Genomic DNA, 24,777 nt, shown 5'->3' with positions numbered 1-24,777 from the left:
TCAACCGGCGAGCGGGGTCAGCCGGCTGCGGACGCTCGCCCGTACCCGCCGCGACGCGTCCCGGCTCCCGGTGCCGACCCACGACAACCGGCGCAGCACGTCCGCGCAGATGCCGTGGGCGTCCAGGCCGTACTCGGCGAGCAGGTTGGGCCGGTCGCCGTGCGGTACGAACGTCGTCGGCAGGCCGAGGGCACAGACCGGCGTGGCGACGGCGGCGTCGGCGAGGCTCTGGGCGACGGCGGCACCCACGCCACCGTCGCGGACCCCGTCCTCGACGGTGACGACGAGGGCGTGGTCGGCGGCCAGCACGGCGAGCTCCGGGTTGACCGGCCGCACCCACCGGGGGTCCACCACGGTGCACTCGACACCGCCCGCCGCCAGCAGTTCCGCCGCCCGCAGGGTCGGCCCGGCCATCGCCCCGACCGCCACCAGGAGCACCTGCGCAGCCGCCGCCCGACGCAGGACGTCGATCCCGGCGATCCGTTCCACCGCAGGGATGTCGCTGTCGACGCGGGCCTTGGGAAACCGCAGCACCGTGGGTCCCCGCCGCTCGTCGACCGCCTCCTGCAGCTCCTCGCGGAGCGAGGCCGCGTCGCGCGGGGCGGCCACCCGCAGGCCGGGCACCGTGCCGAGCATGGCCAGGTCCCACATGCCGTGATGGCTCGGCCCGTCCGGGCCGGTGATCCCGGCCCGGTCGAGCACCAGGGTGACCGGCAGCCGGTGCAGCGCCACGTCGAGCAGGACCTGGTCGAACGCCCGGTTCAGGAAGGTGGCGTAGACCGCCACCACCGGGTGTTTGCCGCCGAACGCGAGCCCGGCCGCCGAGGTGACGGCGTGCTGTTCGGCGATGCCCACGTCGACGGTCCGCTCGGGGTAGCGCGCCGCGAAGTCGGCGAGTCCGGTCGGGCCCAGCATCGCCGCGGAGACCGCCACGAGGTCCGGGCGGTGTCCGCCGATGGCGACGAGTTCCTCGGCGAACACGTCCGTCCAGGTCCGGCCGGGGGACCCGACCGGCTGCCCGGTGCCCGGGTCGACCACGCCCACCGTGTGCAGCCGGTCGGCGTCGTCGGCCTCGGCCGGCGGGTGGCCGTGACCCTTGTGGGTGACACAGTGCACCACGACCGACTGGTCCGACGCCCGGGCCTGCTGCAGCGCCGCTTCGAGTTGGCCCACGTCGTGCCCGTCGACGGGGCCGAGGTAGCGCAGGCCCAGCGCCTGGAAGAAGTCCGAGCCCGTCGCCTCCCCGGACCGCCCGCCCGGTGACCCGGCCGTGGCCCGTAGCGACGCGAGATGCGCGGCCAGGCCGCCCACGGTCGGCGCGTACGAGCGGCCGTTGTCGTTGAGCACGACCACCACCCGGCCGGGGGACCCGGCCAGGCTGTTCAGGGCCTCCCAGGCCAGGCCGCCGGTGAGGGCGCCGTCGCCGATCACCGCGACCACGGTGCGGTCGGGGCCGTCGAGGGCGTACGCCCGGCACAGCCCGGTGGCGTAGGACAGGGCGGTGGAGGCGTGCGAGTTCTCCACCAGGTCGTGCGGCGACTCGGCTCGCCGGGGGTAGCCGGACAGGCCGCCCGACCCGCGGAGCTGGGCGAACCCGGCCCGGCGGCCGGTGAGCAGCTTATGGACGTACGCCTGGTGCCCGGTGTCGAAGATGATCCGGTCATGCGGGGACCGGAACACCCGGTGCAGCGCGATGGTCAGCTCGACCATGCCGAGGTTCGGGCCGAGGTGTCCACCACGCCGGCAGATCGCCTCGACCAGGAACGCCCGGATCTCCCCGGCGAGCAGCCGCAGTTGCTCGTGGGTGAGCCGCCTGACGTCGTCGGGCTGGTTGACGGTGTCGAGCAGGGACATCATCTCTCCGTCCGGCCGGTCGTGCGCGAACCCAGCGGCCACAACCCCGTCCGCGGCGGCGGGCCGGGCGTCGATCGCCCCACGGCAGCGGGGCGTCGCACAGCCTGCTGCGGATGCGGTGATCCGGCCGTGGGTGGTGCGGGTAGCGCCGTGGGCGATGGAGTCACCTGGAACATGTGCAAAACGAGCATAACCATGCTGATCACCCCTACCGCTTGAAATCGCTTCTAATGCCTCGCCCAGAGCGCGATGGCACCGCCCACCGAGCCTCCGGTCAGCCGTTCGACGCCCGGTCCGACTCCGCAGCGGTGGCCACGTCGATCGGATAGCTACGCCGGGCGGCGATCATGATCAGGCCGTTGGCCGCCAACGGGACCAGCATGATCAGGAAGGCATTGCGCAGACCGACACCGCTGGACCGTCCCGCCGCCCCGCCGAGCTCGTCGGCCAGCCAGCCGAAAATGGCCGGGGCGACCGCCTCGGCGGCGAGCCGCAGCACCGTCCGCAGGCTCTCCGCCCGCCCCCACAGCCGACCGGGAACGATGTCCAGCCGGGCCGCGTCCAGCGGCGGGTTGGCCACCGCGAGCGCGCCCGCGCCGAACGCGATCAACGGGAGCGCCAACGCCACCGACGTGAACCACACTCCGGGCACGAACAGCACCGCGGCGGCGACGAAACCGACAGCCGGCACGACGATGCGGACGCTGGTGTGCCCGCGGCTCAGCGCCCGGTCGGTGAGCCGGCCGGCGAGCACCGTGCCGGCCAGCGCCACCACCCCGATGACCGGCACGAGAGCACCCAGCGCCGTCTGCGGGATGCCGAAATGACGCACGGCGAAGACGACGATGAACGTGCGCATACCGGCGAAGAAGAAATAGCCCATCGCCGAGGCCACGATCAGCAACCGGTTCGTGGGGATCGCGAGCAGGTAGGCCGCCGCGCGGCCCAGCGACCACCCCGCCGGATCAGCGGTCAGCACCCGGTCGCTCGCCGGCGCCACCCCGCGTGCGGCCACCACCGCCTGCGCCCGGCCGGTCGGCTGCTGCCCGGAGTCCGGTCCGGGCTCGAACGCGCCCCGGCCGGCACCACGCCGGGCGGGCTCGGGCAGCAGCCGCCACAGCGCCACCGACAGGACCGCGCTCGCCGCCGCGAGTAGAAAGAACGCGTACCGCCAGGAGTATGCCGCCGCGATCTCGCCACCGGCCAGCAGGCCGGCGCCAGCACCGACGAGCTCGCCGGCGAGGATCCAGCCGAGCACCCCCGCGCGCTCGGCGGGCGGGATGTAGTCGCCGGTCAGCGACACCACCACGGGGCCGGCCGCGGCCAGAGCGGCACCGAGCAGCAGCCGGGACAGGAGCAGCCACCCGTAGCTGGGCGCGAGGCCGCCGACGGCCATGGCAGCGGCCCACAGCGCGGTGGTGATCACCAGCAGGCGTACCCGGTTGGTCCGGTCGGCGAGCACACCCAGCGGCACGGAGGCGATGGCGCCGACCCCCGACGACGCCGTGGCCAGCAGACCGAGCTGGGCATGGCTGATGCCGAGATCCGCCTCCAACTGGTTCGCGGCCGCACCGAGGGTGCCGGTGTCCGCACTGTTCAACGCGAGCGCCCCGCCCAGCAGCAACACGACCCGGGCCCGGCCCGGCCCGCCGAGCAGCCGGGCCGCCTCCCGCGCGACCACCTGCCCCGGCCCGCCGCGCAGGCGCCTGCCGTGGCTGCCCTCAGCCGGTCTCGCCATGATCGCTCGATCCGCCCCCGCCCGGCACCCGGTCGGCGCCCACTCCGACTCTGGCCGACCAGCCGGCCGTCCGCGCCCGCATCACACGAACAGGCGACACGCCCTGGCGTGCCGCCGGCCCGCACGCCTGATCTTCCGGCCCAGCGACGGGGCGGTGCCGTCCGTTCGCGCAGCGCGTGGCGGCTAAAGGTCCGCGCAGCCGGTCTCGTCGGGCAGCAGCGGGCGCGGTGCCACCTGCCACACCTGACCAGCACTGCGCCAGCGGGTGTCGGCGCCGGCGGTGGCCGCCTCCCGGCGGACGGTGTCCAGGTCAGCGCCCCGCAGCACCAGGCAGGTGGCGCCGGCCGCCGCGCCGCCCAGGGGTTCGCCGGCCAACGCCGGCAGTGGCCAGGGCCGCGCCGGCTCGGCGGGATCGGCGGGCACGGCGACGATCGCCACGGCCGCCGGCTGGTACGGCACCGGCGAGCCGGCGGCATGACCGGCGAGTGCCGCCCGCAGTCGCGCGGCTGCCGGGTTGGTCCGGGGGAGGGTGACGGTGCGCGGCCCGCCAGGCGCGCCGACGACGACCCGGACGACCGGCTCGTCCGGTCCGCCGGCCGCCGCCTGGTCCGACAGCGCGGCCGCGTCCCGGAACAGCTCGCGTACCTCGTCCGGCGGGACCCGGTCCTCCCGTAGTTGCGGCCAGCCGGCGGAGGGTTGGGCCGGGACGCTGATCAGCCGGCCGTCACCGAACAGCGAGAAGCCCGGGGGTACCGCAGCGGTGCCGCCGGGTGGCAGCATGCCGGGCAGCTCGCTCAGCCGCAGCACCAAGGCCCCGCCACCGGTTGGCGGCTCCGGGTCGGTGCCGCCCCGGCCGGCGCAGCCGGTGCTTGTCGCCGCTGTGGCGAGCAGCGCCGGCACGGCGAGCAGCGCCAGGGCTCTGCCTCGGTGCATGGCGTTTGGCTCCCGGGTCGCGGTGGTGCCGGTCGGACGCCGCAACGGCGCCGCTGGTTCCGTGCGGCGTGCGGGCCGGACCTTGGCTCGGTGCGGACGGTAGTCCGGGGACGCCGTGGTCGGCGCCCCCGGACCGGTTCTCCAGGCAGTCGTCCGGACCGTCAGGACCGGGTGAGGGTGTAGTTCCCCGAGCCCGCCTTGTTGATCACGACGACCCCGTACCAGGCGCTGCGGGTGGGGGTGAAGGTGACCGTCTCGGTCGCGCCGGCCCCGCCGCTCGTGGCGGTCGCCACCGCGGCGGACCGCGAGCGGATCCAGGTGCCGGCGTTGGCCGGGTCGCTGTCCAGCACGAACAGCTCCGGGTCCTGGCCGGTGTTGGTGGTCGCCACCGAGATGGTGACCGGCACCCCGGCGGTCAGGTAGGTGTCCCGCACCGTGGCCACGTTGTTCGTGCCCATGGTGATCGTGCTGCTGCCGGCGTTCAGGACCACGGCGCCCTGGGCGAGTTCGATCCGGTAGCCACCGCCGCCGGAGTAGTTGACCACCCGCGGGTAGTAGTCACCCAGCGCACGGCGGTTGGAGTCCACCGCGACGAAGTCGACGTTGGTGCCGCCCTGGGCGCTGCCGACCAGGTAGGCGCCCTGCCCCCGGTCGTCCCAGAGCTGCAGGTCGAGGTCGCCCGAGTTGGGCTTGAGCGCGACCACCGACCAGTAGGGCGACGAGGTCGAGTAGCCGAAGTTGTGCGGCGGAGTCGGCATCGGGCGGGTCAGCGGGGCGTAGTTGCCCAGCGGGTCCCGGAACTGGTAGTCGATGGTGTTCTGGTAGACCGACGCGAGGGCGCCGGAGTCGGCCACGTTGAACCCGTCGGCGGCGCGCTGGGCCCAGAAGTCCGCGAAGTTGACGGAGTTGTGCCGCCGGGAGGTGGTCCAGATGTTCAGCGGGCCCTCCCCGTGCCGGTCCCAGGTCCCCTCGTTGGCGTAGTCGGTGATGTCGATCAGGGCGCCGGCGATCCGGCCCTCGGTCGTGTCACCCTCGCCCCAGCCGTTGCCCCAGCTCGGGTTCTCCAGGTTCAGCGAGGCACCGTTCGGCCAGCGGTAGAACGGATCGTTGTAGACCGTGGCCGGGAACCACTCGGCCCAACCCTCGGTCCAGGCGCAGCCCGCGGAGCTGGCGCCCGTGATGCTGTGCGGGCTGCAGTTGGGCGCGGACGGGAAGCTGTCGTTGTACAGATCGTCCATCACCGCGTGGCCGATCTCGTGCACGACCGTTACCGGCGCGTTCGGGTCGTCAGCGGCCAGGTGGACCTGGTTGTCGCCGGTGCTGTAGTAGGTGCCGTCGGTCGAGTCCGGGGCCCAGTTGATCACCACCTGCCGGCAGCTCGTGTCATCCTGGTCCCAGCAGAGGTTGTTCGGCTTCGGGATCCACAGCCAGGCGTCGTTCGCGGCGTCGAACGCGTGCAGGCCGCGCTGCAGCGCCCCGTCGCCCGCGGTGAGCGAGCCGAGATTCAGCGTGCTGCCGGTGGGCACGTCGTTGGTCGTGCCGGTCTGGAAGGACAGCGGGTTGCCGCCACGCTGCACCCGCCACAGCGAGTTCGAGCTGATGAAGCGGAGGTAGATGTCCGCGGTGCCGCTGTCCGGCCAGCCCTCGACCTGCGAGTCGAAGCAGATGTTGTAGTTGCCGTTGGCGTCGGTCACGCCGGTGGCGAGCAGCGAGTCGCCGAAGGTGTCGTCGTCCCAGACCTGCACCTGGAAGTTCATCTGGTTGTGCCAGCTGCCGTTCTGGTCCTGGTAGCTCCAGTTCCCGGCGACCCGGGTGTCGCACGCCGCCAGCGGGCTGATCGAGGTCAGGCCCTTGGCCGCGGCCTCCGCCCGCGCCTCGCCGGCCACCCGGTCCACGCCGACACTGCGCGGCTTCTGCCCCGCCAACCGGGGCGCGCGTGCCGCGGTGGGCACCGGCTTGGTGGCGTTGTCGCCGGCCGGCGTGACGTGCCCGAGCCGGGACACTCCGGGCTTCTCCCCGATGGTCAGGAAAACGTCGTCCTGACCGGCCTGGACGTCCTTGCCGTGCGGCGCGGTGGCCCGCACCTGGATCTGCACCGGGCCCGCCTTGACCGCGCGGACCACGCCGCTGAACGCGAAGCGGTCACCGGCTCGCAGCGTGCGGGTGGTCCGGGCGACGGAGACCGTTCCGGACCGTTCGGGCAGGACGCTCTTGCGATCCTGGACGCCCAGCTCGGCCGGCGTCTGCACCCACTCCAGCTCGGCGGGAAGGGTCACGCTGATCTCGCTCGGTCCGATCTTGCCCTGGCCGCGCACGGTGACCCGCAGGGTCGCCGTCTCGCCCACGGCGGGGGTGCGGTCCAGCTTGGCCTCGACGCCGAGGCAGCTCAGCGTTTCGTCCTTCAGGCTCTTGCTCGCCGACGGGCGCAGCCCACATGTCTCGCCTCGCGCCAGCTGGTAGGCGGGTGTGGCACGGGCCTTCGCGGCGTCGTTCGGGTCCGCGGCGTACGCGGGACCACTGCCGGCCGCGAGTGCCACCATCGCGCCCGACACGATTACGGCGAGCGCCGCTCGTGCGGGCCTGGTGGCCTTCGTGCTCAACATTCGTGTTCCTCTCCCTGATGCCGGGCCGTTGTCCGGCCCCGCGTCGACGGACCATTTGTTTGGCCCCGAGTGAGCATCGATATATCCGTGCCCTTCGGTAAAGCCTTTGACCGGTTAGTGACACGGTGACGGAAGACAATGGACAGAGCTGGTTTACAAACACGACGCATTCGACCGACCGGCGGTCGCGCTCCGTCCGAACGTCTGATTCGGTGGCTCGTACGTCGGACGTCCGGCGTCGTTTGTCATGCCGCGGACAGTGGTGCGCCGACTCATAGCAGGCCGGCCCGACCTCGGCAGCCGCGCGGCCGGCCGTGGCGGTGTCGCTCATCGGACGACGCCGTTCGCATTGGCGGGAAATGCGTGGTCGCAATTCGAGGGAGCTGTCGTAGAAAGGACTTCCGAACGGAAAGTCGGGCGTGGCGCCCGTCACACTCATGCGGGCTTTCGCGAGGTGCGGGAAAGTCGGGCGACGGGCAGTACTCCGTGCAGAACCGGGCAATTAGGCAGATAGATGGAGGTCTAAGCCTCTGTGGTCCGTCGGTCAGAGATGCGGCCCGCCCGACCGTTGGGCTGGCCAGCGATTAGTACCGGAACCAGTGCCGGCCGCCGGGTGGGGGGCGAGCGGGGTTGCTGGTGCGGATTCATGAACAATAGAGTGCCTCGCAGTAACTTAGCGAACACACTCAGCTACTTTTCAGGTGGCGCTGCTACCTTCCTCGGCCAATGGCATCCATTATGGACGTCGGTGATCCTGTTGCGACACAAGCGTTCGGACGCGGCCGTTTCACGTCCGGGTCGGTGTCGTCCGCTGCCTGATGAGGGAGACGTAGTGGTGTTCAAGAAGATGCTGGGCGCGTTCGGGGTGGGCGGACCCAGCGTCGACACGGTTCTGTCCAATCCCAACACCCGCCCGGGACTGACGCTGGGCGGGCAGGTGAACCTCGTCGGCGGCAGCCATGACGTGCAGATCGACCAGATCACCGTCGGGTTGGTCACCCGGGTGGAGATGCAGGGCGCGGGGGAGGAGTACGACGCGTTCGTCGAGTTCCACCGGGTCGGTGTCGCCGGCGGGCTGCTGCTGCGGGAGGGGCAGCACCTGTCGCTGCCGTTCCAGCTGGCGATGCCCTGGGAGACGCCGGTGACCAGCCTGTACGGGCAGCAGCTGCACGGCATGGCCATGGGCCTGCGCACCGAGGTGGCCATCCGCGGCGCGGTGGACAAGGGCGACCTCGACCCGGTGTACGTACATCCGCTGCCGGTCCAGGAGCGCATCCTCGAGGCGTTCGGTCGGCTCGGGTTCCAGTTCAAGGGCGCCGACCTGGAACGCGGCCACATCTATGGCCTGCACCAGAGCCTGCCCTTCTATCAGGAGATCGAGTACTTCGCCGCCCCGCAGTACGCGCAGGGCGTCAACGAGGTCGAGCTGACCTTCGTCACCAACGAACACGGCGTCGACGTCGTGCTGGAGTTCGACAAGCGCGGTGGCCTGTTCAGCGGCGGACACGACTCCTACGGCCGCTACCAGGTCGCCCACGCCGACGCCGACCGGGTCGACTGGACCGCCCAGGTCGACGGATGGGTCCGCCAGGCCCTGGACCAGTACCGCAGCCGGCACGCCGGCCACGGCTACGGTCAGCCCACCGGGTACGGCACGCCGGGTGGCTACCCGCCGCCCCCGCCGCCCGGCTACGGGCAGCCCACCTATGGCGCGCCCGGCTACGGTCACCCGGGCGGCCACTACAAGGAGGAGTACCACCACGAGCGGCGCGGCTCCGGCATGGGTGGCGTCGCCGCCGGCCTGGCCGGCGGCGCGGCGCTCGGCTTCGCCGGCGGGATGATCGCCGAGGAGGCCTTCGACTCGTTCGGCGACGACGAGGAAGGCGGCGACGAGGGCTGACCCCGGTGGTGCCCCGAACCGGTCGCCGGGTCGGGGCACCCGTCGTCCTCCGACGGCCCGCCGGTGAGGCCACTTGACTGCCCCGGCGATGATCGAGGCCAGCGACAATCCGTCGGAAGGCAGGCACTCGTGGAAGTCACCGGCATCCTCTCCGCGATCGTCATCGGTCTGATCATCGGCGCGCTGGGTCGGCTGGTCGTACCCGGCCGGCAGAGCATCCCGATCTGGCTCACGGTGCTCATCGGCGTGGTCGCCGCGGTCCTCGGCACCTTCGTCGCCACGGTGTTCGGCGTGGCGGAGACCCGGGGCATCGACTGGATCGAGCTGGCCCTGCAGGTCATCTTCGCGGCGATCGGCGTCTCGGTCGCGTCCAACGCCTACGGCCGCCGCCGCTGAACCACCCGACGCCGCTGGCCCGCCATCCCACGGCGGGCCGGCGGCCCGCTGTCGGGCCGCCGCTCACATCGAAGCGGGCCTCGGCCGCGATAGCCCCGCTAACGGGTCAGCGGCCGGAGCCTGGCAGGCTCCGGCCGCTGACCGGGGATCACATCCGGACTACAGTCGCGCGCACTGGCCCGTGGCCGAGCCCTTGATCACGTTCGGCCGGCTGTCGTTCACCGGGGCCGGGGTGTTGCCCGAGCAGCCCAGCGACCCGCTGATGGTGTTCGCGGCGACCACCACCGGCTGGCTGCCGGTGTTGCTGTTGACGGCGACCGGACCGCTGACCGTGACCGTGTCGATCCGTACCCCACCGGTGCTGCCGGTGATCGACACCGAGCCGCTCACCTTGCCCTTGCTGATGCTCAGCCCGCCGGTCGCGCCGGACACCGTCACCGAGCCGGACACGGTGGCGCCGGAGAGGTCGAACAGCACCGGGCGGGTGGCGGACACCGGTCCGCTGATGGTGCCGCCGGTGACCACCAGCGAGGCACCCGGGTTGACCGTGACGGAGCCGGAGATCGTGGCGTTCTCCAGGCAGGTCAGGCCGGCGGTGACCACCAGCGCCTTGCTGTACTTGCCGGTGATCGTCGTGGTGCACTGCGGACCGGCCTGCCCGATCGCCGAGCGCGGCTGGGTGTCCGCGGTGACCGGCGAGTTGGCGGCGAAGTAGCTCACCAGCATGGTGAGGTCGTTGTCGCCGGTGGTGGCCGGGTTGGTGCCCTGGCCGAGGGTGGTGAAGTTGTCACCGCCGGCGGCGAGGAACGAGTTCACCGTGACCCGGTAGGTGCCCGACGGGTCCAGCGGCGTGCCGTTGAGCTTGATCGAGGTGATCCGCGAGCCCTTGGGCGCGTCGGGGTTGTAGGTGTAGCTGAACCCCTTCGAGACACCCAGCCACAGCACCGGGCGGGACGCGCCGTCCGGCTGCCACTGCTCCTCCAGCACCTGCTTGATCTGGGCGCCGGTGTAGCTCTTGGTGACCACGTCGTTGGCGAACGGCTGGACGGCGAAGGCGTCGGCGTAGGTCACCGTGCCGTCGGTCCGGTACAGCAGGTCGGCCCGCAGGCCGCCCGGGTTCATGAACGCGATCTGCGCCCCGCCCCGGCCGGCGTCCTTGGTGCCGGCGAGCTGCACGTCGGCGATGAGGTTGCCCAGCGCCGACTCCTTGCCCCGGTCCTCGTTGCCGTTGGTGTAGGCCCGCTTGACGTCCGCGTTGATCGAACCGAGCTGCTGCTTGCCCAGCTCGGTGGCCTTGGTCTTGGCGGCGGCCACGATGTCGGCCACGGCCGCGTCCTGCGGCGCGCCGACCACGTCGACCAGCTGCGCGGCGGCGTCGGTCACCGAACCCGTGTTCGGGTCGAAGGTGAGCGTCACCTTGCCCAGCCGCTTGCCGTAGTCCTCGGCCTGCACCACCGGGCGCAGCTTGTCCGACCCCGGCACCGGGACCTTGAACGCGTACGGCTGGTGGGTGTGGCCGCTGAAGATCGCGTCGATGGTGGCGTTGACCCGGGTGAACTTGCCGAAGACCGGGTCGTTGGCCAGCGCGTCGGCGGAGTTGATGTTCTCCGTCGCCGCGCCCTCGTGCGCGAGCAGCACCACCACGTCGGCCTCGCCGTTGTCCGGGTTGCCGTCCTTGAGCTGCCCGGCGACCAGGTTGGCCTCCGCGACGGGGTCGCGGAAGGTCAGGCCGGCGATGCCGTCCGGGCTGACCAGCGATGCGGTCTGCTCGGTCACGACGCCGACGAAGCCGACCCGGACCCCACCCACGGTGCTGACCGAGTACGCCGGCAGCGCCCGGGTGTCGCCGCGGTAGACGTTGGCGCCGAGGTACGGGAAGTCGGCCCGATCGGACACCCGGCCGGTGAGGTCGGCGATGCCCTTGTCGAACTCGTGGTTACCGACCGCCGAGGCGGCCAGCCCGGCGGCGTTCAGCGCGTCGATCGTCGGGGTGTCCCCGTCGATCGCCGAGATGAACGTGGACGCGCCGATGTTGTCACCTGCGGAGACGAACGCCGTGTTCGGGTTCTGCGCGCGCAGCTGACCCACCAGGCCGGCGAGCTGAGCGGCGCCGCCGACCGGCTGACCACCGACGGTGGCCGGGGACTCCAGCCGGCCGTGGAAGTCGTTGATGCTCAGCAGCTGCAGGTTGACCGGCTTCGCGCTGGTGCTGATGCCCACCACGACCGGGTTGTGGTCGCTGGCCCGGTACGGGTTCGCCTCGTAGAAGGCGGCCAGCCCGTCGTACTGGAAGGCGAACGACTCGACCGCGTTGATCTGCCACACGTCGACCCCGGTGACCCGCGACGCCAGCGACGGCGAGGCGAGGGCGTGGTCGAGCGAGCCGGACTCGCCACCGAAAACGTAGGTGGCCTTGCCGGTGTCGTTCAGGTCCTGGTACTTGGCCTGGTAGAGGACCTGCATCGGGTCCTCCTGGGTGTAGGCGTTGAAGTCACCCAGCAGCAGCACGTCGTCGCTGCCGCTGTCGGCCTTGACCCGGTCGACGAAGGCGGTCAGCGCCGTGGCCTGCCGGACCCGGTCGCCGTTCCAGCTGCCCTGGCCGTCACCGGCGTCGGCGTTGTCGCCGGTCCCGGTGCCGCTCTTGGACTTGAGGTGGTTGACGATCACGGTGAAGGAGATCTTCCCCGCGGTGAACGTCTGCGCGATCGGCTCGCGGGCGTTGAACCACACGCTCTCGTCGTTGACCGAGCGCGCCGGCCCCTTCGGCTGGACCTTCGCCGGCTTGAAGATGATCGCCGTGGTGATGAAGTCCTGCTGGGCCGGGGTGGGCAGCTCGGCCGGGCTGCGGACGTAGTCCCAGGTGCCCGTGCCGTCCTTGGCGTTGAGCGCGTTGACCAGGCGCTTCAGCGCCTGCTGCGGGTCGCCTGCGTCGAACCGGACCGAGTTCTCGATCTCCTCGAGCCCCACCACGTCGGCACCCAGGGCGCTGATCGCCGCAACGATCTTCGCCTCCTGCTTGGCCAGCGCGGCCTCGTTCGCCGCGCCACGGGCGTCCCCGCCGAAGTGGACGAAGTAGTTGAGGACGTTGAAGCTGGCCACCCGCACGTCCCCGCCGACGTTCGCCGGGCCCGTGGTACGCGGGTTGGTGGCCTTGAAGGTGGTCCGGCCGACCGACGGAGTGTCCGCGCTGACCGGGGTGGTCGGCTGCAGCCGCCACTCGTTGAAGCCGTACGACAGCACCGACGGCCCGAACGCCTCGACCGAGTCGCCGACCCGCAGCGGGTTCTCCTTCGACAGGTACGGCGGCAGCTGCCCGGCGGTGGCCAGGTTAGTGGTCTTGCCGTCGTCGAGCAGGACCCGGCGGAGCTTGTTGTCGGCGATCACCTGCTTGGCGGCGTCCGAGCCCGGGCGGGCGACATCGGTCGCGTTCCGGGCCGGGCGGTCACCGGCGGCGAGCACGACCTCGCCGTACCGGTTGGTGTTGTACACCTCGGAGACGGTGTACTGGCCGACCGGCGCCACCAGCATCGACTCGACCGACTCGCGGGCGTCGTCGGCCAGCGGCAGGCTGACCGGGACCGGGGCGGGCAGGGTCGCGCCGTGCGCGCAGATCTGCACGTCACTCTTGGCGGCGATGCTCAGCTGGGTGAAGCCGTTGAACTCGCTCGGGGTGCCGCTGACCCGCACCCGGTCGCCGATCGCGACCGACGGGTGGTTGGCGGTGTTGGTCGTCAGGTAGATGAAGATGCCGTCGGAGGCGGTGCCGGCGGCGACCGCACGGTCTCCGCCGCTGCCGGCGGTCTGGACGTACATGCCGTTGTAGCCACCGGTGCGGTGGTCGGCGGTCACCACGCCCTCGACGGTGACCCGGGTGCCCGCCAGCGGCGTGGCGGTGCCGGTGCCCTGGACCTCCGCGATGGTGCGGTCGACGGTGACGGTGCAGCCGATGCCCGGGTCCGGGCCCGGGCCCGGGTCGGGGTTGCCGCTGCCGTTGCGGGCGCCGAAGGTGTTCGGCGCCTCGGCGTTCCAGGTTCCGTTGATCTTCTGCAGCGAGTGGCCGACGGGGGTGTTCGTGGTCTCCGCGACCCCGATGTCGGTCCCGGTCATCCCGTTGGCGGGGCCGCCGACCGCGGTGAACGTCCCCTCGTAGGTGAGGAACTCGGCCACCGTGCCGGTGGGGGAGACCAGCGCGACGCCGTCGGGGGAGCCGTTCTGGATGCCGTCGGTCGGGTAGTTGGCGACGACCACACCGGCCGCCGGCACCGGGCCGCTCAGCGTGCGGGTGTTGTACGCCGCACTGTTCGCTCCGTTGTAGAGGATGATCTGCCAGCCGGTCAGATCGAAGCCGGCCGGCGCCTCGATCTCGATGGCCTCGCCGGTGTCGGTACCGGCGTTGTCGTAGTGGATTTCGCTGATGAAGGGGGCCGCCGATTCGGCGGCGAGGACTGGAGCGCTGCTGGTCAGGGCCAGCGCACCGCTTGTGACGACTACGCCGAGCACACTGAGTGATCTGCGTTGGCTACGGAGCTTCAAAGCTGGGGCCTTCGATAGGGGGATGGACTGGTGCAACCTAACGGCAATCGGTGTCCGCGCAGGAGCCACCAGACGTACGGAGCACGTTAGCCTGTCGGCCGGATTGTCACGAAGATCGGACAAGGGTGTGCTAAGCGCCAAAGCGGGCGCACTGGACGCCGGGCTGAGCCGGCTCCGCCCGGACGATACAGGTCACGGCCTTCACCGGCCGCTGCGCCAGCGCTCGGGTCCGCCGGTCGCCTCGCGGCCCCTTATCGTCGCGGGGGTGAGCGACGAGGATGCCCCGGGGGAGCTGCGCTGGCGGTGGGAGCAGCCGGTGCCGCTGCGGTGGTTGCTGATCGACGAGTACTCGATGGGTCAGCCGGACACGGCCGTGGCGGTGTGTGCGGACATCGACGGGCTGTTCGTCGACCCGCCGCCTCCGGCGCCGGCGGAAAGGTACACGCTGCTCGGCTGCGTACCCGTCGGACGGCTCCGGACGGCGGTGGACGGCACCGGTGAGACGTGGCTGGGCAATGTGGTGCTCGACGCGGTGCATCACCCCGATCGGCCGCCGGCTGGCGGGTGCGACCCCGTTCCGGTCGGCTGCTGCGCCTGCACCGAGGACTTGCTCGACCTGACCGTGGTCGGGCACCGGCCGTCGGCCCTCGGGCCGGGGCTCGTCGACGTCGACCTTGACGGTCGGCTCCGACGCGAACCGAGGTACTCGCCGAGGACCCCGGCGGAGCCGCCCGACGGGGCCGGCTACCGGCTCAGCGGCGACGTCGACGAGGAGTTGGGCAACTGCCTCGACGTGGTGGGGGTGTTCCGGCAGCGCCCGGAGCCGCCGATGCACCCGGTGACGCTGCGTGGCTGCCGGCACGAGCCGCCGCTGCGCGCCGCGTTGGACGCGTTGCGCCGGGGCGCGGGCAATCCCGGCGGGGCGCGGCACCGCCGCCGGATCACCGCCTCGATCTTCAGCGTGGCCGTCGACGGGGTGGCCGTGTCGACCCTCGGTGGCGGCGTGCACGGCTCGGTCACCGACGTGCGTTCCTCCGCGCTGGGCGAGGGACTGCTCGATGTCTCGTTCGACACCGGTGTGCAGACGATGCCGGTGGGGGCGCGGCGGATCTGGGAGCGGTGGCGCGTCGGCCCGCCACGCCAGCGGGGCGAGTGGGCGGGCCATGACCGCGAGTTGCGGCACCAGTGGGCGGGCGCGGCCCTGTGCCACCGGCAGCGGGCCCCGGACCGCCCCGCCGGGATTACATACCACCTCGACGGCCGGCACGTCACCGACGTCGAGGGCTTCTACTGCGCGATCGGGGAGGCGGTCAACGGTCCAGGCGGCTACTTCGGCTGGAATCTCGACGCGCTGATCGACTGCCTGCGCGGCGGGTGGGGTGCCGCGCCGCCGTTCCGCCTGGTCTGGCACGACTCCGCAGTGGCTCGCGCGCGCATGGTCGCCGGCTACGACCGGCGCAGCTGGGCGCCGGCGGTCACCCTGGACGACCTGCTTGCGCTGTTGGCCGCCGGCGGCGTCGAGGTGGAGCTGCGTTGAGGGAGGGCCGACGTCCGGTCGAGCCGGTCGTGAGCCTCGTCCAACCGGTACTCCCAGCCCTCCCGCCAGGCGAAATCGGCGTCGATCAGGTCCTCCAGCCGGACCCCGTCGATCCAGTGGTCGAGGCCCCACCGGGTGGCGACGTGCCCGATCACCAGGACCCGCCGGCCGGCCCACCGGAGGGGCAGGTCATCGAGGAAACGCCGAACCCGGTGTACGGCCTGCCGCCAGCTCTCGCCGCCGGGGTAGGGCTCGTCGAGGTACCGGTCGCGGTGCTCGTGCAGCTCGGCGGCCGGCATGCCGTTGCGCTCCCCGTAGTCGCATTCCCGCAGGCGCCAGTCATGCAGCACCGGTATCGGGGTTCCCGAGAAGGCGATGGCGGCCGTCTCCGCAGCCCGATGCAGGTCGGAGGCGAAGACCGCATGGATGCTGTCGTCCCGCCTGCGCCGGCCGAGTTCAGCCGCCAGTGCTCGTCCCTTGCCGGAAAGCCGGCCGGGCAGCCAGCCCGTGGCAAGCCCCCGGTCGTTGTCCTCACTCAGGAGTGCGTCTCGAAGACGATCTCGGTGGGCATGGGGCGAGGCTACCGGCAGGACGGGACGTGCGACGGGCAGCCGCAACCGCTCGGGGCCTTAACCTGCTGGGGTCCCGTCGTCCATCCGCCACCGGAGGCCCCCGTGACCGAGTCAACCCGCCCGCCCGGCTCCTTCGGCGGCCTGCAGTTGATTTCCGAGGAGGCTGTTGCGGAGACCTCGGTCCGGGTCGCGGTGGACGCCCTGGAGGCCGCGCTTCGCGCGGGGCTCGATCCGGAACGGGAGACACCCCGCTCGCGGGTGGCCACGCAGGCCGGCGAGCTGCTGGTCATGCCCGCCACGCGAGGGGAGTTCACCGGCTGCAAGCTGCTCACCAGCACCCCGGACAACGCTCGCCGGGGCCTGCCGCTGATCCAGGGCGCGTTCGTCCTCTTCGAGGGCCCGGGACAGCGGCCGGCGGCCCTCATCGACGGCACCGCGCTGACGAACCTGCGTACCCCCGCGGTGTCCGCGCTCGCGGTGCGGCACCTGCTGCCCGGGGCGCCTGCGGCCCCGCTGCGGCTGACGGTCTTCGGCACCGGTCCCCAGGCGCGTGCCCACGTCGAAGCGATGCTCGCGTTGTACGAGATCAGCGAGGTCGCGATCGTGGGCAGGGACGGCCCGCGGCGCGAACGGCTCGCGGCGCGGTTGGACGGCAGGGGGGTTCCGGTGCGGGCGTTCGATCCCGGCTCGTGCACGGAGGCGGTGACGGGGGCGGACGTCATCTGCTGCTGTACCAGTGCGGCGACGCCGCTTTTCGACGGCGCGCTGGTCAAGGGCGACGCCGTCGTCGTCGCGATCGGCTCGCACTCGCCACACAGCCGGGAGGTGGATGACACGCTCGTCGCCCGCTCCCGGGTCGTCGTCGAGTCGCTCGCCAGCACCCGGCTCGAGGCGGGTGACATCGTCATACCGCTCTCCGCCGGCGTAGTCCGGGCCGAGGACCTGTATCCGCTGCGCGACGTGGTGACCGGCCGCGCGCGGGTGCCCGTCGGCGGGCCGCGGCTGTTCAAGGGGACCGGCATGCCGTGGCAGGACCTCGTCGTCGCCGTCGAGATCTACCGCACCCACCTCGCCGGGCGATCCCCGATGCGGCCCGCCGACCCGGCCCCCGGTGTGGCGTAAGCGGATCGCCCGTCCGAACCAGGCGGGATCACCAAGCTCTGGTGATCCCGCCTGGTTCACGAGTTGGCCGCTGACCGCCTCCTACGCCGGGACGACGGCGAGCCGGGGGCCGGCGGGCTGCGGGGTGCCGGCGAGGCTCAGCAGGGTCTCCCCGGTGGCGTCGTCCACCACGGCGACCCGCACCGCGTCCGGCTCCGGGGCGGCCAGTGGCACGGCGAACACCGCGGTCACCGGACGCCCCTGGTAGAGCGCGGCGTGCCCGACGAAGCGCCAGTCGCCGTCGTCCCAGTGCTCCCGGACGTCGGAGCGGAGCAGCGGCGCTACTCGCCGGTAGGATTCGCTGAGCTGGAGCTGCTGCACGGTGGCGAGCAGCGGTACGCCGGAGCCGCCCCGCAGCGGGTGGGTGAGCTGGGCGCGCAGCCGGCGCAGCGGTAGCAGCCAGGCCGCGTCCAGCTCCGGCGAGAGCGCCACCACCAGCGCGAGTTCGGCGAGCAGCACGGCGGCGCCGGCCAGCGGCCGGGCGGTGAGTGCCGTCCACCAGCCGCCGGCGGCCAGCCCGGCGAGGGCGCCCGCCGCCACCAGGAGGCCGGCCCGGGCGAGGCTGCGGCCGGAGACGGGGGTCGATTGCGCGCTCAGGCAGCCGCAGGAGGAGGTCGGTGCCACGCGGCGGGCGTAGGTCAGGTAGGCGAGGAAGCCGACGGCCAGTCCGGTCGCGGCGATCGCCTCCAGCCGCAGCGCGGGTGGTAGTAGGAGCAGCGCGCCGAGGGTCAGTTCGATGCCGCCGAGCACCCGGTACGCGGGCAGCGCCCGGCGTTGCCCGATCAGGCGGACGAGCGCCGACCGGTTGGCGGCCGCGGCGGCGTGCCGGCTGAACAGCTTGATGCGCGCGGACCAGATCAGCACCGCACCGATGACCAGCGGTTGCAGCGCCGCGAGCACTTCGATCATGGGTTCCTCCATCGGGTTGGCCGGCGGGCGGCGCCCGGGCGGTGCGCGGCGGCGCACCGCCCGGGGGTTGCCGGTCAGGCGGCGGCGTAGACGGTGGCGATGTCGATCTCGTTGGTGTCCGGGTGCCAGGCGCCGAGCACCTGGACGTGCCGGCCGACGCGCAGCAGCGACATGTCGCTGATCGCGGGGGTGCCGTTGTAGACCGCGGCGGAGCGACCCGGCACCACGTGCCCCACGATCCGGTGGCCCTTGTGGTCGAGGTGCAGCATGTTGCGGCCGACCGACGCGATGTGTGCGTGCAGGTTGACGATGTTGACCCAGACGGAGTCCGCGGCGAGGGTGCCGTCGGGCAGGCGCAGGCCGCGGGCGTAGAGCCCGTCGCCGACGGCCACCTGGTCGAACGTGGTCGGGTGCAGTTTCCAGATGCTCGTGCCGTCGGTGATCCGGATCGAGTGCAGGACGGTGTCCGAGCCGGTTACCAGCAGCATGCTGCCGGAGATTTTGCTGATCCGGCCCTCCGCGAAGTTCGGATCCGGAGCGCCGGGCTCGACGGTCGCGGCCTCGGCGGCGAAGGCTGCCTCGGGGGCGAGTGAGCCGAGGCCGGTGGCGCCGATCAGGCCACCGAGCGCGGCGGTGGCGAGCAGTCGGCGGCGGTCCAGGGTCTGCTTCATCGTGCTGCCCTCCCGTTCAGACCGTGTCGACCGAGCAGGGCCGCAGCCCGGTGGAGAGACTGGCGATCGCGCTGTACGCCGCGGGCGTCAGGTCGATGATCCGGTTGGTGCCGCAGGACGCGCCGCAGCAGCTGCGCTCGCCGCACCACAGGTCGGTCTGCGGGCCGCAGTCGGCGATCGTGGTGCCGACCCGCTTGCCGCTGCAGGGGTTGGTGGTGTAGTGCCGGAAGCCGCAGGTGCGGCGGGACATGCTGACGCCGCAGGCGTCCGGGCGGGTGATGGAGAAGCATGCGTCCGAGGCGTTGGGCCAGGCGTGCTGGTAGTTGCCGGATTTACAGGTGCCGCAGGCGCCGCCGCCCGCGGTGCCGCAGGGACCCCAGGCGCTGCCGCAGCAGAACCACGACATCTCGCCTTGCAGAGCCGCCATGGGTACCTCCTTCCCGAGGTTGCCGATCGACAACGATAGCCGTCGATATTGATGGCGATTGTTGTGTTGAAAATCACCGAAGTCAACGGCCTAGGGGAAGATTTCCTACGGGCGCGGCAAGTCCTACCGCGGCTCCGGCTGGGGAAGCTGCTCGTGCTCGCTGCCGTCGCGCTGGCGAGGCGGTTGCTCATCACGCTGCCGGGGCGGACGGGGCGGCTGGCTCAGCACCGCGAGCCGCTCCGAGCTGCCCGCCCGGACCGACTGCTCGGAGGCCGCCAGCGCGGTCAGGCGCCGGCCAAGAACGGGCGCGCCGAGCAGGTCCACGAGGCTGCGTATCGCCTGCCGCCGCGAGGGCATGAACCAGAGGAAGAACCCGGCCCGCATCAACCAGCCGAGCCAGCCGGTGACCTGCACCCCGTACAGTTCGACGGCGCCCTTGCCGACGCCCAGGCTCGCCGCCTGCCCGAGCCCGCGGTAGGTGAACCTGCGCGGTGTCCGGCCGCGCAGCGTCGCCGCGATGTTCCCGCCGATCCATCCGCCGTGCTTGATCGCCCACAATGCGTTGGCCGGGCAGGGCTCCCCCTTGACCGGGTGCACCATGTGGGCATGGTCGCCACCGGACCAGACCCGCCCGCCGTCGCCGCGTACTCGCAGGTATTCGTCGGTGACCAGGCGGCCGTCGCGCGACTCCAGCGACTCCGTGCCCGGCACCGGGGCCACCGCCTGGCCCAACGTGGACACCACCAGGCGGCTGGCGAGCACCGACCCGTCATCGAGGTACGCGCCGTCCTCGTCGACCCGCGCCACACGGGTGCCCAGGTGCACCCGCACGCCCGCCCGCACGAGCTGGCGGTGCGCATAGCCGGCCAGCCGGCCGAACCGGGGACGCAGCTGCGGCAGCAGATCGGGACCGCCGTGCACGAGGTGCACCTGCGGCTCGACCTCGCGCAGCACCCGGTAGCGAGGGCGCAGACTGCGGAAGATCTCGGCGACCGTGGCCGACATCTCCACGCCGGTGAAGCCGCCCCCGACCACGACCACGCTGAGCAGGCCCCGCCGGATCTGCTCGTCCGCGCTCGCGTCGGCCAGCTCCACCTGCGTCAGCAACCGCTCCCGCACGGCAGCGGACCCGCCCGGGTTCTTCAGCGACCAGCCGTGCTCGGCGAGCCCCGCCACCCGAGCCAGGTCGTCGTGGCTGCCACAGCCGACGACCAGGTGGTCGTAGCGCAGGGTCAGCGTCTCTCCCGGGGTGCCGGTCAGCGCCACGGCGACCTCGCGGCGGGCCAGGTCGACGTGCTGCGCGGTGCCCCGGACCAGCCGCGCCCGCGGGCAGGTCGTCCGCAGCGGGCTCCGTTCATGCCCCTCGGCGATGATGCCGCCGAGCACCTCGGCGGTGAAACCGTGGTACGAGTGGTAGCCGAGCGGGTCCACGAAGACGATCTCCACCGCGCCCCGGCGCAACTGCCGGCCCAGCCGCCGCCGCAGCGACTTGTACGCCCACACCGACGTGTAACCGGCGCCGAGCAGGACGATCCGGACCGGATCAGCCGGCTGCGGTGCGGCGCCCGGCGCGGGTCGGGCGGAGCGGGCGGGCTCCGCCCGGTGCCGCCCCGGCTGCCGGCGGCGCTGGACGTTGTCCAGGTACCAGCGGGCGTAGGCGGTGATCTCGTCGTCGGGGAACGGCATCGTCCCCGCGTCGGGCTGGCCCAGCGCCCGGTCGCTGTTGACCCGGTCGAAGAGCTTCTCGCCGACCAGGTACGAGCGGTAGAACTCGATGCCCATGGCGAACGCCCGGTCCGTGTCGTCGAGCTCGGCCGGGTCGGTGACGTACTCCGGCTCGGGCAGCCCAGCCAGCGCGAAGATCCGCCGCAGCACGTCGCCGGCGGCCGGCGGGGTCGAGTTGGTGAGATGGAAGATCCGTTCCGGGCTGCCCGACGCGGCGATGCCGATCATCTGCTCGACCAACGCGTCGACGGGAATGAAGTTCAGCGGCGTGCCCGGGTCCACCAGCATCCGCACGGGCCGGCGCAGGCGCTGCGGCGCGCGCATCGACAGACTCTGCGCGAACACGGCGAGCCGGCGCTGGAAGCCGTACATCCCGGTGTAGCTGCCGACGACCGCTCGCGTGCCGCGGTGGCCGACCACGATGCTGGGCCGCAGGATGCGGGTCGCGGTGCCGGCGTGGCCGTGGACCAGTGCCTCGGCGGTGGCCTTGCTGCGCTCGTACGCGTTGTTGTTGCTGTCGGGCGCGATGAGGCGCTCGGTGATCACCCCGTCGCGGGTGCCCGCGACGTAGGCCGTGCTGACGTAGTTGAACGAGGCGGCGCCGAGCCGGTCGGCGAGGGCGAGCGCATGCCGGGTGCCGTCGACGTTGGTGGCGAAGATCTCCGCCGCGGCGGACTCCTCGTAGCGCAGCGAGGCGGCACTGTGCCAGAAGTCCGCGATCGGGCCGCGGACCGGCTCGGCCAGGCCGCAGTCCGGCCGGGTGATGTCGCCGGCGACGGTACGCACCCGCCCGTCGAGGTCGATGTGCTGGCCGTAGGCGTGCGCCGCCGCGGTCAGCAGGCTGCGCAGCCGCGCGTCCGGATCCTGTGCACCGGGCCGCACCAGGCACACCACGTCGTCGTCGGTACGCCGCAGCAACTCCAGGACGAGCGCCAGCCCGACGAACCCGGTGCCGCCGGTGACGATGTGTGTTCTGTTCAAGATGAATCCCCCCACCCACCGCAACAGTCTGTGATTACCGGCGAAGCTAGGTGCGGCTGCGGGGCGAGTCGCGCTCTTGTCGGACAGCTGCCAGTCGTCCTGGCCGAACGGCTCGCCCGCGGTCTCCCCGAACGGGCTCGGCGGCTCGACCGAGCCGGGGCGGATGCCGGCCCAACGGGTGAGCCGACCACCCGGGCGGGCCGGACCCGAGTTGACCACAGGCGTAGACATGCATCGATAGAATGGCTAGCCTCCCTCCCACCCCTTGGTGAAGGAGGACCCATGCCCCATCTCCGGATCGCGCTCGGTGTCGCCGCCGCGTCACTGCTCGGCGCGAGCTTGCTCACCGCCAGTCCCACCGCCGCCCAGGCGGCCCCGTCGACCGACGTGACCACCGCCGTCACCGCGAAGCTGCTCCAGCAGGCCAGCCTGAAGACGGAGCCGGCGCTGCGTGCCGCCGACGCGTCCGACACCCGGGTGAACATCACCCGGCGAGCCGGCCAGCGCTGGGCCTTCGGCACCGCCGTCGTCGTCGCGCCGCAGCAGGAGGACGCCTACCCGGCCGGCTGGCTGTTCGTGGCCCGGGCGCAGGACCGCGGCTGGCAGATCGCGTTCGACGGAGAACCGGCCTTCGCCGACCTGGCCGCAGCGGCACCCGCGGCGGTGGTCTCCGACCGCGAGAAGCAGGTGTTCACCGCGGTGACGCCGATGTACGCCGGTGGCGACTACCGCACCGGCATGCGACTGCCGTACGGAATCGGCCAGTCCTGGTATCTCACCGGCGGACCCCACGGCTGGGGCGGCAGCGAGAGCCCGTGGAGCGCGATCGACCTGGCCGGCGGCGACCAGCGGGTGCTGGCGGCACGCGGCGGCACCGCGTACACCATGTGCCGGGGCTGGATCCGGGTGATCCACGACCGCGGCTACGCCACCGACTACTACCACCTGTGGAACAGCATCAACGTCAACGGCGCGGGAATCGGCGAGGGAGCCTACCTCGGGGACACCGGCACGGACGTGACCTGCGGCGGCGCCGCGAGCGGCCGGCACGTGCACTTCGCGCTGCGGCAGAACAACGCCTACGTGCCGATGCACGGCCACAACCTCGGCAAGTGGGTCATCATCCCGGGCGGCGCCACCTACCAGGGGTACGCGCTGCACGGCTCGGCCCAGGTGAACGTCGGCGGGGCGCTCTACAACTACGGTGCGCTCGGCTTCACCCAGGGTGTGGTGGACGCCAACGGAGGCGGCTCGGTCAACCGGCGCACCGGACCCGGCACCGGCTACGGGATCGCCGGATCGGTCGCCGACGGTGCGACGGTGAGCATCGCCTGCTCGGCGAACGGCACCACACACAGCGGCCGATGGGGCACCACGGCACTGTGGAACAAGCTCACCGACGGCACCTGGGTGTCCGACGCCTATCTCTGGACCGGCAGCAGCGGCGCCGTCAACGGATACTGCTGACCGTCGCTCCGCAGCCGCGGCCGGGCGACCGTGCCGGCTTCGCGAGAGGCCGGACCGGCGCAGGCGCGAGCCGACCCGACGGTGCGGGGCATCCCACCCGCACCGTCGGGTCGCCGGCGCAGGGCGCCCTGGCCTGGCTGTGAGCGAGTGGACGCGCAGCCCGCGCACGTAGGAGACAGTTACCTTCCTGACACACCCTGTCCCTTCCCGACGCCCGCCCCATAGGGTTCTGTAGCGGACTGATTACGGGGAGGCGTATGTCGATGGGTGCGATGCTGGAGCCGAGCCTGCTGCCGGACACTCACCACGCTGGCACCGATCCTGACCGCCGGCCGGACCGGACCAGCTGGAAGGGTTTCCTCCGACTCGCCCGGCTCCGCTTCCTGCTCTACAACCTCCTGCCGGTGGGCCTCGCCGTGGCGGTCTCGGTGCACCAGGGCCACCCGCTCGACATCACCTGGTACGCGGTCGCCCAGCTGTTCGCGTGGACCGTCCACGTGATGACCCACTACTGCAACGAGTATTTCGACCTCGAGGCCGACCGCGCGAACGTCTACTTCACGCCGTGGACGGGCGGCAGCCGGGCCCTGGTGGACGGGTCGGTCGCGCCCGTGGTGTCGCTCGGCGCCGCGTTCGTACTGTTCAGCGTGTCCACCCTGATGGTGGCGGTCATGCCGTCCTGGCCGGCACGCCTGCTCGCCACCGCGGCCGTGGTGCTGGCCTGGTTCTACACCGCACCGCCGGTGCGGCTGAACTATCGAGGCGCGGGCGAGCTGACGGTGGCCGCGATCCTCAACGGACTCTGGCCCGCGGTCGCCGTGGTGCTCCAGACCGGCACCGTGCCGATGCTGCTGGTGGCCGTGCTGGCACCCACGGCGATGCTGCAGGTGGCGCGGATGATGGTGATGAACCTGGGTGACCGCCGATCGGACGCCGCGGTCGGCAAGCGCACCCTGCCGGTCATCGTCGGCTACCAGCCGGCGGTGCGCCTGATCGTCGCCGCGCAGCCCATCGCGTACGCGATGCTCACCGCCTTCGCGCTGCTCGGTTGGGTGCCGTGGCTGGTCTGGGCCGTCATGGCCGCCACCGCGCCACTGTCGATCTGGCTCGTCCGGCAGCTGCGCCGTGGCGCGATGCGCGACCTCGACGCCAGGCGGATGACGCCGGTGGTCTTCTGGGCCTCCAACCACGTGTCCCTGATCGTCGCGGCGGCGATGCTCGGCATGATCCTGGACGCGGCGCGGCGGTCCGCCGACACCGGCGCACTGGCCGTGCTCGGCGCGGTCCTCGCAGGCTACGTCGCCCTGTTCGCCCACCGCCTGTGGTTGGCGCGCCGCGCGCCGGCCTGAGGTGGAAAAGGATCGGGTTAC

At 72.3% G+C, this 24,777-nt stretch carries 16 protein-coding genes; 6 read left to right on the top strand and 10 right to left on the bottom strand.

Annotation, left to right across the window (positions count from 1 at the left end):
• From ACFYM6_RS16680 to ACFYM6_RS16665, 4 genes are all read right to left on the bottom strand, one after another.
• Positions 1-1,854, bottom strand: a complete 1,854-nt coding sequence (locus ACFYM6_RS16680) for a 1-deoxy-D-xylulose-5-phosphate synthase (protein WP_387276304.1) — start codon at positions 1,852-1,854, stop codon at positions 1-3.
• Positions 1,855-2,128: 274 nt separating this feature from the next.
• Positions 2,129-3,592 carry an MFS transporter gene (locus ACFYM6_RS16675; protein ID WP_387276302.1) on the bottom strand — a complete coding sequence of 488 codons (1,464 nt, stop codon included), beginning with the start codon at positions 3,590-3,592 and terminating at the stop codon, positions 2,129-2,131.
• Between the two features lie 183 nt (positions 3,593-3,775).
• Positions 3,776-4,525, bottom strand: coding sequence for a hypothetical protein (locus ACFYM6_RS16670; RefSeq protein WP_387276300.1), 750 nt, complete (start codon positions 4,523-4,525; stop codon positions 3,776-3,778).
• A gap of 161 nt (positions 4,526-4,686) precedes the next feature.
• Positions 4,687-7,128, bottom strand: coding sequence for a hypothetical protein (locus ACFYM6_RS16665; RefSeq protein WP_387276298.1), 2,442 nt, complete (start codon positions 7,126-7,128; stop codon positions 4,687-4,689).
• Between the two features lie 832 nt (positions 7,129-7,960).
• Here ACFYM6_RS16665 and ACFYM6_RS16660 point away from each other — a divergent pair.
• Positions 7,961-9,028, top strand: coding sequence for a sporulation protein (locus ACFYM6_RS16660; protein ID WP_387276296.1), 1,068 nt, complete (start codon positions 7,961-7,963; stop codon positions 9,026-9,028).
• Between the two features lie 129 nt (positions 9,029-9,157).
• On the top strand, positions 9,158-9,424 hold the full coding sequence (locus ACFYM6_RS16655) for a GlsB/YeaQ/YmgE family stress response membrane protein (protein ID WP_387276294.1): 267 nt from the start codon (positions 9,158-9,160) through the stop codon (positions 9,422-9,424).
• Between the two features lie 159 nt (positions 9,425-9,583).
• On the opposite strand, the gene ACFYM6_RS16650 is transcribed toward ACFYM6_RS16655, so the two are convergent.
• Entirely contained in the window at positions 9,584-13,924 is a 4,341-nt protein-coding gene (locus ACFYM6_RS16650) for an ExeM/NucH family extracellular endonuclease (RefSeq protein ID WP_387276292.1), read from the bottom strand.
• A gap of 298 nt (positions 13,925-14,222) precedes the next feature.
• On the opposite strand from ACFYM6_RS16650, the gene ACFYM6_RS16645 reads away from it, so the two are divergent.
• Positions 14,223-15,494 (top strand): barstar family protein, encoded by a 1,272-nt coding sequence (locus ACFYM6_RS16645; RefSeq protein ID WP_387276290.1) that lies wholly within the window; start codon positions 14,223-14,225, stop codon positions 15,492-15,494.
• Here ACFYM6_RS16645 and ACFYM6_RS16640 read toward each other — a convergent pair.
• A complete protein-coding gene (locus tag ACFYM6_RS16640; RefSeq protein WP_387276288.1) occupies positions 15,404-16,111 on the bottom strand; it encodes a histidine phosphatase family protein in 708 nt (235 codons plus the stop codon). The genes ACFYM6_RS16645 and ACFYM6_RS16640 overlap by 91 nt on opposite strands.
• A gap of 57 nt (positions 16,112-16,168) precedes the next feature.
• On the opposite strand from ACFYM6_RS16640, the gene ACFYM6_RS16635 reads away from it, so the two are divergent.
• The gene (locus tag ACFYM6_RS16635; RefSeq protein ID WP_387276286.1) at positions 16,169-17,188 is read left to right on the top strand and encodes an ornithine cyclodeaminase family protein; all 1,020 of its coding nucleotides are present in this window, start codon (positions 16,169-16,171) and stop codon (positions 17,186-17,188) included.
• A gap of 81 nt (positions 17,189-17,269) precedes the next feature.
• Here the strand turns inward: ACFYM6_RS16635 and ACFYM6_RS16630 are convergent, their stop codons facing one another.
• The 4 genes from ACFYM6_RS16630 to ACFYM6_RS16615 form a co-directional block, all read right to left on the bottom strand.
• Entirely contained in the window at positions 17,270-18,136 is an 867-nt protein-coding gene (locus ACFYM6_RS16630) for a MauE/DoxX family redox-associated membrane protein (RefSeq protein ID WP_387276284.1), read from the bottom strand.
• A 74-nt stretch (positions 18,137-18,210) separates the two neighbouring features.
• A complete protein-coding gene (locus ACFYM6_RS16625; RefSeq protein WP_387276282.1) occupies positions 18,211-18,807 on the bottom strand; it encodes a cell wall protein in 597 nt (198 codons plus the stop codon).
• A gap of 16 nt (positions 18,808-18,823) precedes the next feature.
• Positions 18,824-19,234 (bottom strand): hypothetical protein, encoded by a 411-nt coding sequence (locus tag ACFYM6_RS16620; protein WP_387276281.1) that lies wholly within the window; start codon positions 19,232-19,234, stop codon positions 18,824-18,826.
• Between the two features lie 123 nt (positions 19,235-19,357).
• On the bottom strand, positions 19,358-21,940 hold the full coding sequence (locus ACFYM6_RS16615) for an SDR family oxidoreductase (protein WP_387276280.1): 2,583 nt from the start codon (positions 21,938-21,940) through the stop codon (positions 19,358-19,360).
• Positions 21,941-22,222: 282 nt separating this feature from the next.
• Between ACFYM6_RS16615 and ACFYM6_RS16610 the strand changes: the two genes are divergently transcribed.
• Both ACFYM6_RS16610 and ACFYM6_RS16605 read left to right on the top strand, forming a co-directional pair.
• Positions 22,223-23,407, top strand: a complete 1,185-nt coding sequence (locus ACFYM6_RS16610; protein ID WP_387276278.1) for a peptidase M23 — start codon at positions 22,223-22,225, stop codon at positions 23,405-23,407.
• A gap of 263 nt (positions 23,408-23,670) precedes the next feature.
• Positions 23,671-24,756 carry a prenyltransferase gene (locus tag ACFYM6_RS16605; RefSeq protein ID WP_387276276.1) on the top strand — a complete coding sequence of 362 codons (1,086 nt, stop codon included), beginning with the start codon at positions 23,671-23,673 and terminating at the stop codon, positions 24,754-24,756.
• Positions 24,757-24,777 lie beyond the last annotated feature (21 nt).

Source organism: Micromonospora sp. NPDC006431 (genome assembly GCF_042870725.1).
Classification (GTDB): Bacteria; Actinomycetota; Actinomycetes; order Mycobacteriales; family Micromonosporaceae; genus Micromonospora.
This window is presented reverse-complemented; position numbering and strand designations above follow the sequence as displayed.